The organism is Erysipelatoclostridium sp. MSK.7.34, from assembly GCF_019041935.1.
In the GTDB taxonomy this organism is placed as follows: Bacteria; Bacillota_I; Bacilli_A; order Erysipelotrichales; family Coprobacillaceae; genus Thomasclavelia; species Thomasclavelia ramosa.
The window spans coordinates 84,813-96,454 of record NZ_JAHPYJ010000013.1 but is presented as its reverse complement, the minus strand read 5'-3'; the positions used below and the strand labels follow the sequence as shown (position 1 = coordinate 96,454).

The 11,642-nt window shown below is 32.2% G+C and carries 11 protein-coding genes and 6 tRNA genes; 11 read left to right on the top strand and 6 right to left on the bottom strand.

What is annotated here, in order from left to right:
- Positions 1–68: 68 nt before the first annotated feature.
- Both KTF99_RS10275 and KTF99_RS10270 read left to right on the top strand, forming a co-directional pair.
- Positions 69–157 (top strand) — tRNA-Leu (locus KTF99_RS10275).
- 5 nt (positions 158–162) lie between these two features.
- Positions 163–236 (top strand) — tRNA-Gly (locus tag KTF99_RS10270).
- Between the two features lie 46 nt (positions 237–282).
- Here the strand turns inward: KTF99_RS10270 and KTF99_RS10265 are convergent.
- From KTF99_RS10265 to KTF99_RS10255, 3 genes are read right to left on the bottom strand one after another with little or no spacing between them, the layout of a single operon-like run.
- Complete coding sequence (locus tag KTF99_RS10265) at positions 283–1,233, bottom strand: ABC transporter permease (RefSeq protein WP_029480889.1); 951 nt, start codon at positions 1,231–1,233, stop codon at positions 283–285.
- 11 nt (positions 1,234–1,244) lie between these two features.
- Entirely contained in the window at positions 1,245–1,991 is a 747-nt protein-coding gene (locus KTF99_RS10260; RefSeq protein ID WP_008791145.1) for an ABC transporter permease, read from the bottom strand.
- Positions 1,992–1,993: 2 nt separating this feature from the next.
- Positions 1,994–2,932, bottom strand: a complete 939-nt coding sequence (locus KTF99_RS10255; RefSeq protein ID WP_217215556.1) for an ABC transporter ATP-binding protein — start codon at positions 2,930–2,932, stop codon at positions 1,994–1,996.
- A gap of 179 nt (positions 2,933–3,111) precedes the next feature.
- On the opposite strand from KTF99_RS10255, the gene KTF99_RS10250 reads away from it, so the two are divergent.
- From KTF99_RS10250 to KTF99_RS10210, 9 genes are all read left to right on the top strand, one after another.
- Positions 3,112–3,185 (top strand) — tRNA-Gly (locus KTF99_RS10250).
- 100 nt (positions 3,186–3,285) lie between these two features.
- Positions 3,286–3,942: a response regulator transcription factor gene (locus tag KTF99_RS10245; RefSeq protein WP_008791188.1), complete on the top strand. Its 657-nt coding sequence runs from the start codon at positions 3,286–3,288 to the stop codon at positions 3,940–3,942.
- Complete coding sequence (locus KTF99_RS10240) at positions 3,942–5,381, top strand: sensor histidine kinase (RefSeq protein WP_008791189.1); 1,440 nt, start codon at positions 3,942–3,944, stop codon at positions 5,379–5,381. The genes KTF99_RS10245 and KTF99_RS10240 overlap by 1 nt, the downstream gene beginning before the upstream one ends.
- Positions 5,371–6,033, top strand: coding sequence for a hypothetical protein (locus KTF99_RS10235; RefSeq protein WP_003535769.1), 663 nt, complete (start codon positions 5,371–5,373; stop codon positions 6,031–6,033). Before KTF99_RS10240 ends, KTF99_RS10235 begins: the two co-directional genes overlap by 11 nt.
- A gap of 98 nt (positions 6,034–6,131) precedes the next feature.
- Complete coding sequence (locus KTF99_RS10230; RefSeq protein ID WP_029480884.1) at positions 6,132–6,854, top strand: M15 family metallopeptidase; 723 nt, start codon at positions 6,132–6,134, stop codon at positions 6,852–6,854.
- 67 nt (positions 6,855–6,921) lie between these two features.
- Positions 6,922–7,434, top strand: coding sequence for a hypothetical protein (locus KTF99_RS10225; protein WP_003535775.1), 513 nt, complete (start codon positions 6,922–6,924; stop codon positions 7,432–7,434).
- 154 nt (positions 7,435–7,588) lie between these two features.
- Positions 7,589–7,662 (top strand) — tRNA-Gly (locus KTF99_RS10220).
- 2 nt (positions 7,663–7,664) lie between these two features.
- Positions 7,665–7,740, top strand: a tRNA-Asn gene (locus KTF99_RS10215).
- A 1-nt stretch (position 7,741) separates the two neighbouring features.
- Positions 7,742–7,817: transfer RNA gene (locus tag KTF99_RS10210), tRNA-Glu, on the top strand.
- A 111-nt stretch (positions 7,818–7,928) separates the two neighbouring features.
- Here KTF99_RS10210 and KTF99_RS10205 read toward each other — a convergent pair.
- The 3 genes from KTF99_RS10205 to KTF99_RS10195 form a co-directional block, all read right to left on the bottom strand.
- Complete coding sequence (locus KTF99_RS10205; RefSeq protein ID WP_117562642.1) at positions 7,929–10,415, bottom strand: ABC transporter permease; 2,487 nt, start codon at positions 10,413–10,415, stop codon at positions 7,929–7,931.
- 1 nt (position 10,416) lies between these two features.
- Positions 10,417–11,100 (bottom strand): ABC transporter ATP-binding protein, encoded by a 684-nt coding sequence (locus KTF99_RS10200; protein ID WP_008791192.1) that lies wholly within the window; start codon positions 11,098–11,100, stop codon positions 10,417–10,419.
- A gap of 105 nt (positions 11,101–11,205) precedes the next feature.
- Entirely contained in the window at positions 11,206–11,601 is a 396-nt protein-coding gene (locus KTF99_RS10195; protein ID WP_003535780.1) for a hypothetical protein, read from the bottom strand.
- Between the last annotated feature and the right edge of the window lie 41 nt (positions 11,602–11,642).

The window sequence follows — 11,642 nt, the reverse complement described above, 5'->3', positions numbered from 1 at the left end:
CTGACTTTTAATCAGAGGGTCAGGCGTTCGAATCGCCTGCGGGTCACCATTTAAATTTTTATAGCCACGCCCAGGTGGCGAAACTGGTAGACGCACAGGACTTAAAATCCTGCGGACCTTAAAATCCGTGCCGGTTCGATTCCGGCCCTGGGCACCATTTCTGCGGGTGTAGTTCAATGGTAGAACTTCAGCCTTCCAAGCTGACTACGTGGGTTCGATTCCCATCACCCGCTCCATAATGGAGTTAACACACTTACTAAGTAAGTGTGTTTTTTTGTATTATTACCTAACTGACAGCTTTCTTTTTTCAATAACAATTGCTGATATAATTAAAACAAGTGAAAGTAAAAGGGAATAAATTATTCCTGAAGTCGGTAAAACGTTTTTGTTTTCTAGAGCTGAAAGCGTAGTCATAACTTGTTTTTGAGGGAAAAATTGAACAACATAATTAAAAATTTCATTATTTGTTACTTGAGTGATCCCGCCAGAGACAATAGTTCCAATAATTGCAAACATATTTCCAAACATCATACTTTCTTCCAAAGATTTTGATAAGACATTACTCCAAAGACCGAATGAAGTTGCAAAGAAACATAAAAGTGCTAAGATTAAAATGAATTTCCAGAGTGCAATCGATAAAGTGATCTTAAAAACAAAAAGAGCACTGCAAATGATTATCGTGGCAGGAATAAAAAGAAAAATATAAACAACAATAAAATGACTCAATAAATACTGATAACAACTTACTGAAGTACTCAAGATGCGTTTGTTGATGCCAGTTCGTTCATCAAAGTAATATTTATAAATTTGTCCGCCAAGAAGAAGTATCACCATCATTAAGAAGCCTAATATATTTGAAGCACTGCCACGCTGATTATCATTAACGGGTAAGCTGTCTATTTGACCATTTATTAAGAGGGTGATAGTTTGGTTATACGTTTCACCTTTAGTGGATAAGACATCAATATTTTTATCATCTTGGACTATTATGGCATCATATTGATTTAAGACAAGTTCGGAGGTACTAGGAAGAGTATCTAGATAAGTATATTTGATCTGAGAATTTTGAGATGTGTCAATATCTCCCACGATTCCTATTTGTATTGTATGAGAAATGCTGTTGGTAAAGTATATTGCAAGTGCAATGATAATAGGAATCAAAACAAGATAAGTAATTAGAAATGCTTTGTTGTGCTTGATTCGATATAATATTAGTTTTATGAGTTTGTACATTCTTTTTCCTCCTAAATATAGTCTTCTGGACGATAGTTTTTATGGACAACAAGTAGTAAAAGTGAAGATAGTGTCAAAAGAGCAAACATGATCCACCAGTAATTAGTACTTTGTCCATCGTAAATTAATTGAAAAATACAATCGACAGTCCATTTGATTGGTGAAAAACTTGCAATCTTTTCAAAAATAGCACCTAAACTCGCGATTGGGAAAAAGATTCCAGATAGAAAGCCTAATACAGACATTGAGTTTGATAAAATAACATTTGTGAGTTCTTCACTATGAAGAGTAACACAAATAGCACTGCTTAATATTGTAAGGAATAGAACAAAGTTTATTATTAAGAGAATTACATATCCGATTTTATCACTACCGAAGTTTACCAATGATATCGTATCAAAAATAATGATATTGATTGTTAAGGCAAGTGCCATGAATAAAAAACATGTGAGAATCTTTGAGCTGTAGATCGACACGCGAGATACAGGGCTGTAAAAGATTCGGGTATTTCCGTTTTTGATATGCTTTTCTAGAAAAGCATTAGCAGGGACAGTAGCGCCCATCATCGCAATAAAAAATATCATTGTTACACCGTAAAAATCATAGGAACTGATTATAGTTGTATGATATAAATTATCAAATAAAAACCCCATTAATAAAATTAAGATTGTAGGAAAAATAAGAAAAACAGATAAGGTACCTGGGCTGGAAATAAGATTATATAGATCGTGTTTAAATAAAGTCCAAAATTTTATCATGATCAATCCCTTAGCTTCTTCCCGGTTAGACCTAAAAATACCATCTCTAAATTTCCTTCTTCTGTTTCCATTTTATTAATATGACATTTTTTGTGAACAAAAAGCATAATGATCTTATCTAATGCGTCGTAATTTTTAGAAACTGTGATTTTAAAATTATCTGCATTAGTTTTGATCTCTTCAACACCATTGATAGTACTTAGTGATATTGCTAGATCGGCTGGAAAATTATCAGCATAGATGGTGTAGATAAGAGTGTCTTTATATTTGGCTAAAAGTTCTTTTAATGTTCCTTCGGCGATCTTAGTGCCTCTATCCATAATAACGATTCGATCAGCGATTTCTTCAACTTCTTCCATATAATGGGTCGTATAAATAATAGTTGTACCTTTTTCTTTTAACTCCTTTAATGAGGATAAAATATAATTCCGTGATTGTGGATCAATTCCTACGGTTGGTTCATCTAGAATTAATAATTTAGGATTATGGGCAATTGCACAGGCTATATTTAAACGTCGTTTCATTCCACCACTAAAGGTTCTAGGATCATCATTTTTTTTATCGGATAAGCCGACAAAAGTTAAGGCATTCATTACTTGTTTTGGTAAATCTTTCTTTTTAACACCGTATAATGAAGCGAAAAAGGCTACATTATGATAGGCTGAAATATCTTCGTATAATGCAATTTCTTGAGGGACAATACCGAGTTGAGCTTTTATTTTATTAGAGTGAGATGTTAAGGACAAGTTAAATATGTTAATGGTGCCAGTATCACTGGTTAAAAGTGTTGATAGAATATTGATTGTGGTACTTTTACCAGCACCATTAGGCCCTAATAAGCCAAGAATCTCACCATCATAGACGTTGAAAGATAAGTTATTGATAGCCTTGTTATGCTGGTAGCTTTTATTAATATTTTTAACTTCTAAGATTTTTTTCATATTATTTCCTCCTATCTACAATATAGCTGATTTAGTTTGTAGAGACTACAAACTCTACTTTGCTTTTAAGGAACTATTGGTTGCAAAGCTGGTTGCGAATAAAAAAATGATATTTTTTATAAAAAAGTGTTGCAGATCATATAGAGATAATGTTAATATATAAGTAACGAAAATGAAATGCGGGTGTAGTTCAATGGTAGAACTTCAGCCTTCCAAGCTGACTACGTGGGTTCGATTCCCATCACCCGCTCCATAATGGAGTTAACACGCTTACTTAGTAAGTGTGTTTTTTTGTGAAATGATGCTAATAAGATGCAATTTTGATGTACGATGAAAGTAATAGAGGTGATACTATGAATAAAATTTTGATCGTTGAAGACGAACAGGCAATTTGTAGACTAATTAAGATTAACTTATCAGATGCTGGATATAGCTGCAAATGTGCTTATGATGGGAAAGGAGCAATTGAATTAATTGAGTATAATCAATTTGATTTAATTTTACTAGATATTATGTTACCAGAAATTAATGGCTATGAATTAATGGAATATATTCGTCCTTTAGAAATTCCAGTGATTTTTTTAACGGCTAAAGGTGATGTAAAAGATCGGGTTAAGGGATTGAAACTGGGAGCTGAGGATTATATTGTTAAGCCTTTTGAGATTATTGAATTAGTTGCTCGGGTAGAAACGGTACTGCGCCGTTATCATAAAACATCAACAGTTTTAAGTGTTTATGATATTAGTGTAGATACACTTTCACGAGTAGTGAAGAAAAATGATCAAGTAATCAACCTAACAGTAAAAGAATATGATTTGCTACTGTTGTTTATTCAAAATAAAAATATTGCTCTTTTCCGTGATCGAATTTATGAAGCGGTATGGGGTGATTATTATATGGGAGATAGCCGAACTGTTGATCTTCATGTACAGCGAATGCGAAAAAAGCTTGGATTGGAAGATAAAATCGTACCAGTTTACAAAGTTGGTTATCGTTTGGAGGGAGATTGATGAATTTTTTTTGGAAGCTGTATTTTAGTATCATGGCAATAACGCTCACCTGTTTTAGTGTGGGTGGCTATATGCTGATTCAAACGAGCTTCGATAATTCCTTCGAACGCGAAGTGGAGGCTGTTTATCAAGAAAATGATATTTTAGTTAATTCGTTAACTTTAGAATTGCTCCCACATCTAGAGGAACTTACGATAAAAGGCGGAACTTTTCAAGAACGGCTTGATTTGCTTAAAAACTTAGTTTCTAATATGACAGTTGAGACATTTAATGGTAATGTTTCGTTTTGTATTCGAGCGGAAAATGGAGATGTAGTATATCAAAATGATACTTTTAATGATGACCATAAATTGTTTGATAAAATATCTCAAAATGAGCGGGGGTATATTGTTCAAAAAGATAAGGAGCATTATAAGTTACAATCTCTTCGAATCTTTTCTTTGAATGGGACTAAGTTGTATTTTGAAAATGCGCGAGATATTTCTGAACTTTTTTTAAATCGTGAAAATCAATTTGGAACACTGTTTTATTATACGATTATATTATTATTAGCTAGTGGAGCAGTTATTTTTGCTGTAACTAGATGGTTGGTTAGCCCAATCAAAAAGCTGTCTAAAGCTACTAAAGGGGTGGCTGATGGACATTTGATTGTTCCTGTAGTAGTTAGCAGTGAGGATGAGATCGGTCAGTTAACAAAAGATTTTAATACTATGACTGAGCGTTTGAGTACAACGATGAAAGAACTGCATGAAGCGGTTGAACGTCAAGAAGTATTTGTCGGAAATTTTGCCCATGAATTAAAAACACCTCTGACGTCGATCATTGGTTATGGTGATATGTTACGTTCGAAACGTTTGAATGAAGAAGAAGTTATTGGCTATTCTAATTTGATTGTTGAAGAAGGAAGACGTCTTGAGGCAATGTCAATGAAACTGCTTGAATTGATTGTTTTGAAAAAACAGGATTTTAAAATGTATTGGGTTACAGCTGAGACATTTTTTCAAGGAATTGTAGATACTGTAGATTTATTGATGAAAGAGCAGCAAATTGAGTTTATTATTGAAATTGAGCCTGGAAAATTGTATATTGAACCAGATTTAATGAAGACAGTGTGTTTAAATTTACTTGATAATGCCCGTAAAGCAGTTGGACAAAACGGTAAAGTATATTTAAGAGGAAAGGTATTGGCAACAGGGTATCAGTTTGTTGTCAAAGATAATGGTTGTGGTATTGCAGCAACGGAATTGAGTAAAATTAAAGAAGCATTTTACATGGTTGATAAATCACGTTCACGAAGTGCTGGCGGGGCTGGGTTAGGTTTAGCGATATGTGAACAGATTATTGAACTGCATCATGCATCAATTAATTTTGAAAGTGTTTTGGGACAGGGAACTACTGTAACCGTTGTTTTAGAAGGAGTGAAAGTTGATGAGGTATAGTAAAAATATTATTAAATTTGCAGCTGCAATAATTTTGTTGATCATCATTCCGTTAGTTCCGTTAACAGTTTCTAAAATACAAGATGATAAATTAATTGAGCATCTTCAGGTCGAAAAAATAAAAAGTGATAATAATGAAATTCAAACAAGTAAGTTGACAGTCGCTGAAAAATTAGAGTTGATTGGTGACTATGAAAATAAGGAAAAAAATATTATTACTACGACACAAGTTCAAGATATGAGTGATGAAAATATTACGAGAATCCGAACGATCATTAATGAGCAATTAGTTATATTGAAGAATCTTGGTATTTTAACTGATTTTAATTTTGACGGAAATTATGTGTGTTATAATTATACATTAAGACGCTATAGTAATGTGATTGATTCTAGTAAAAGTGTCAGTGTTTATCAGGTGAATTTTACGAATGAAGAAGGAATCTTTAATGCCACTATAGATGTTGATACGCACTTAATATATCAATATAATTATTATAATAAAAAATATATAGCAAGAAATTATGAAGTGATTTATACTTTTGGAACAGCATATCTTGGTTTGACTGAACAAGAAACTTATAAGTATTTATTCGGAATAATTGATAATCGCACCGATTCAGTAAGTGTTTCTAGTTATAATGATATTTATTGATACAACTTTGATGCTTCTTTGGTGATGTTTCTATGCATCTCTTTTATACACTTGAAAGTGTAAAAGAGATGTTTTTTTATTGAAAGGGGTAAGGTGAAGTGAAACAGATTAATAAAATGAAAGTGTTAGTAATTACTTTGTTGATGATTGGGTTGGTTATGAGTTTATTTATTTTAGTTAACGATCAAGTTAATCAAAGTAATAATCAGCTGATAGCTGCTAATAAGGTTAAAACTAACCAAAATAAATCGGCTAATAGTGTGGTTAAAGATGAATTATTAACATTGGTTAATTTTGAAAATACGATACCTAAAGATTGGAAAGTTGATTTAGTGCAATTGAATAATGGACAATCAGTCGATCGGCGAATTTACGATGATTTAATAGCAATGTTACAAGCGGCTAAAAGTGAGGGATTAAATCCATTGATTTGTTCTTCCTATCGGACAAATGAGAAGCAAGAACAACTTTATCAAAATAAAGTAAGTGAATATTTAAGTCAGGGATATTCAAAGGTGGAAGCTAGCGATAAAGCAGCTTTTTGGGTGGCAAGACCGGGAACTAGTGAACATCAGTTAGGTTTAGCAGTAGATATTGTTTCAACAAAAAATCAGCGCCTTGATCGTAGCCAGGAAAACACAGTTGAACAACAATGGCTAATCCAAAATAGTTGGAAGTATGGGTTTGTTTTGCGCTATCCGACTAATAAAAATAGTATTACAGGGGTAGGGTATGAACCATGGCATTATCGTTATGTTGGGAAAGAACACGCTAAAAAAATAAATGAGCTGGGTGTGTGTTTAGAAGAATATGTAAAATAAAGGAAAATGATAAAAGTTTATATTGAATTCACATCAGTGTATAATATTTATACGTGAGGTGATATAAGTGACAAAAAGATTTGAGTTTGATGATGATTTAGAGGAGTTAGATATAGATGAGCCAGAACAAGATGAAGCGGTGGAGGAGACGGGAAATAAAAAGCAACGTCGTCCAAAAACTAAGAAAAAGAAAGTAACAAAAACAAAGCGAAAAACAAAGACTAAAACTAAAGTGAAAAAGGAAAAACAAGGACGTTCTAAGTTTTCAACTTTTATTTTATCATTATTGATCTTGCTTATTATTACCGGAGCATGTGTTGGCGGTTATTTTGCTTATGAATATTACATAGATCAACAAAAGCAGATTGATAATTTGCAAGAGCAGTTAGATGATTCCAAGAAAGAAAATAATTCTACTAAGCAAAAAGAAAATAAGAATGATACTAAAAAAAAGGATAATCAACAAAGCGATGATGCTGGTACTGATGAACCTCCAGTTGAAGATAATACTTCGAATGGAAATACTTCTGATCAAGAAGGAACGAATGATACGAATAATGAAACTACCGAAATGCAATGAACTGTGAGCATATCGGTGGTTTTTTTCTTAACAAAGGCAAACAAGAAAAGAAACAAAAAAATTGCGAATTTTTTTAAAAATTACTTGCAATCATATTTTATTAATGTTATTATAGACAAGCAGTAGTCGTTAGGACCTCTGCTAAGAAGACAATGCGGGTGTAGTTCAATGGTAGAACTTCAGCCTTCCAAGCTGACTACGTGGGTTCGATTCCCATCACCCGCTCCATTGCTTGAATAGCTCAGTTGGTAGAGCAATCGGCTGTTAACCGATCGGTCGTAGGTTCGAGTCCTACTTCAAGCGCCATGGCCTGTTGGAGAAACGGTTAACTCACATGCCTTTCACGCATGCATTCACGGGTTCGAATCCCGTACAGGTCACCATTTGTAAGTTAGTCCAGGATATTTATCTTGGATTTTTATTTTGTTTAAAAAATAACTGATAAAAGAAAAAGAACCTAACATAAAATTGAACTAGGTTCTTTTAACAATTAATTAGTTATTATCATTTTTTAAACCGTCAATGATATTTAATTTCTTAATTTTTTGACTGCTGAAAGCAAGGGTGGTAAAAACAATTACAAAAATTGCAATAGTTATAATGATAAAACTATTGATTGGAACACTGAATGACCGCTCAAATATTGCAGCTAGATTTTCATATAAAAAGTACATGATGATAAAGCCTAGAGGCAAACTGTAAATTAGAGTTTTAATGCCATAGAATAGACTTTCAAAATAAATCATCTTATTAAATGCTCTTGGTGTCATTCCGATAGATTTTAACATTGAAAATTCTTTTGTTCTTAATGCCATACTAGTAGAAATCGTATTGATGATGTTTGCGATACTGATTAAACCGATTAAAATGATAAAGCCATATGTGAAGATGTTAATGATTAAAATAAGCTGGTTTGCCTGCTTGATATCTTCACTTAGGTTAAAGCTGTATAGTGATTCTTCAGGATAATTATCGGTAATTTCTTTGATTTCTTTTAAAACTGCTTCATTATTATTACTCGTATAATAAATATTAGTATTATTTGAGTTTAATTGATATTGATTAATTAATTGGTTAAAAGTATCATTGCTGACTAAAAGATTTAGTGAGTAGTGAGTTTCGTGAGGAGTTTGCCCAAGTAAATACTGATTAGTATATTTAATTTTATTTAAAGTAATTTCAATTTCATCACCATTGTTATTAAATGTAGTTCCGATTAAGTGATCAAGATTTTCTTTTAAGATATCAGTTTGCTTATACTTCCGATTTAATTTAATATTATTTTCTTTGTTGATTAGAATTTGATTTTGAAGTTCTTTATTTAAATTAGGGATACTATCTAAATATTCTTGATTATAAGTAACTAAATTAAGATCAAGGAAATAAGTATTTCCATAGTTTTGTTCATTTTCTGTTAGAAATGATAATAATTCAGGATTAATATTATCTAAACTAGTTTCTAAATTTAATGATGTTTCTTTAGCAACAGCAATTTGAGTCGTATTTTTTAGATGGGCTAATTCGTTAATCAGTTCTTGATTTTGTGAATTGATATTAATATAGCCATCATAGTTGATATTGATTGAAGTCATATCATATGATTCTTTAAGATAATAAGTAAATCCAGAAGCGGTTAAAAAGAGGATAGAACTAATGATTAATGAAAATAGGGTGATTCGATAACGGTTTTTATTACGCTTAATATTTTTCATCGCTAAATCACCTTCAAAGCCAAATATTCGGCGAGTAAGGAAACTTGTTTTAATATTTCGCACCTTGATTTTAGTATCTTGTTGATTAGTGATTGCTGCAATCGGCGAAATCTTACTAGCGTGATAAGCTGGGATAATACTGGAGATAAAAATTGTGATAATTGCGCAAATAACAGCTGTCAAGATACCTTTAAATGAAATTGCTAAAGGAAATCCGATTTCTTGTCCAAGATTAGCTAAGATTGGATTGATGACTTTAAAGGTAACAGCCATTCCTCCAACTCCTGCTATCACACCTAATATAATAGCAATAATGCCAACTACTAAGCCTTCAAAATAAACAGATTGTTTTTTTTGTCGTTTTGTTGCTCCGATACTTGATAAAGTTCCAAGATAACGACTGCGTTCATTTAAGGAAATTGCAAAAGCATTATAAATCAAACCAATAGAACCAATCATGATAATGACAACAACAATGCCAACGGCTGTCATCATTGCTTGGTTAAAACCATCATTATTACTGATTCCGTAATAATAAAGAAGATTTTGATGATAACTAATATCTCCACTGTCTATTCCTAATGATTGTGCGGTATTTGAGCCGTTATCAAAAATATCATTGTCGACATGATTAAGGGTTAAATACATTTTGCTGCTTATAATGCTACTGCTGTTAGCGGTATAAAAGGAATTATAATACGATGCTTGATCGAGGTAAGTAGATTGATAAATACCGACAACTTTAAATGTTTTGACTGGTAGGGCAGCAGTAGATTCTAGTTGTTCGGTTTCAATAAATTTATCAGAAATTTGTGTTGCTCCAGTTTTAACAGTAATTTCGTCACCGACCTTTACACCATTTTGAGTTTGATAATACTTTGAAATAATGATTTCATTACTATTTGCTGGATAGTTTCCTTTCAGTAGTTTTATTTCTTTAGAGTAATTGTCTAATTGATTTAGTTCAATGAAAATAGGATTGTTTTCATCAATTAATAAAGTATCAATTTTTTGGAACAAGACACTATTTTGATATGCATCATCATTTTTTAAGCTGTCGATCTGTTGTGAGGTGAGGTTATCATAAGCAACATGCCAGCTTCCATCATAACTAGATACCTCAAGGCGCATCATTTCCATAAATGAGGTTACGAATGTAGTTACTGCGGTAAACATTGCGACTGATATGATGATTCCGACAATGGTTACAACGGTTCTTTTTTTGTTGGCTAATAATTGTTTTAGAGTAAGTTTATTAATAATATGCATCTTAGCCACCTCGCTTTAAATCACTGATTATTTTGCCATCTTTGATAGTGATTACTCGGTTGGCAAGTTTAGCGATATTATTATCATGTGTAATAATAATGATTGTTTGATGATATTTTTCATTTGCTTCTTTTAAAAGACGTATGATTTCATCACTGTTTTTACTATCTAGATTGCCGGTTGGCTCGTCAGCAAGAACTAATGAAGGTTGATTAATTAAAGCCCGAGCGATTGAAACTCTTTGTTGTTGACCGCCGGATAGTTGATTGGGCAAATGATTGAGACGATTGCTTAAGCCAAGTTGTTCGATAAGGGTATTAAATCGTTTCTGATCAACTTTTTGGTGTGCTAACTGCAAGGGAAGGGTTATGTTTTCTTTAACATTTAAAACGGGAATCAAATTATAAAACTGATAAATTAAGCCAATCTCATTACGCCTAAAAATAGCTAAATCATTTTCGTTGAGTGTATAAATATCAGTATTATTAATAATTACTTTACCGCTGCTTGGATGATCAACACCACCGATTTGATGCAATAGGGTACTTTTTCCACTGCCACTAGCACCAATAATAGCGATGAATTCACCTATTTCAACATCAAAAGAGACATTATCAAGGGCAATGACATGGTTATTTTCATCTCCATATATTTTAGACAAATTTTTTACACTTAATATATTCATATATTTCTCCTAACTGTATCATTGTTTATAGTACAGTTAGATAATAGCACAGAGATAACTGTATTACAATAGATAATACAGTTTAAATTAAAAATATCACTAACATTATTTTGTTAGTGATATGTGAGTCAAGCCGATAGCGTGATCATTTAAAATTCCTGCAATATATGTCAATAGTTGCCGTTGGGCTGTTGTGTAGACATCATAGAATGAATTAATATGGAATAATCTAAATGAGTCTCCTTCATAATTTAACATCCAATGAATAGATTCAATAAAACTGCCATGAAATTGTGGTTTTTGAACAATTGGATGATAGCTGGAAGTATTTTCTTCTTGATAAATACGATCGAGCATATTGGCATTATTTTTACAATCGGCGGAAAAATTCAAAATACGTGTTTTAGTTGGATCATCGGGAGCGATTGTTGCAATCAGATCATAATTTGCTGCAGCAAAAAGCTGATTATAAATTAAATTTTTAATTACGGTATTATCCATTTTATCACCTGTTTTAATATATGCACAAAAATAAAAAAGAT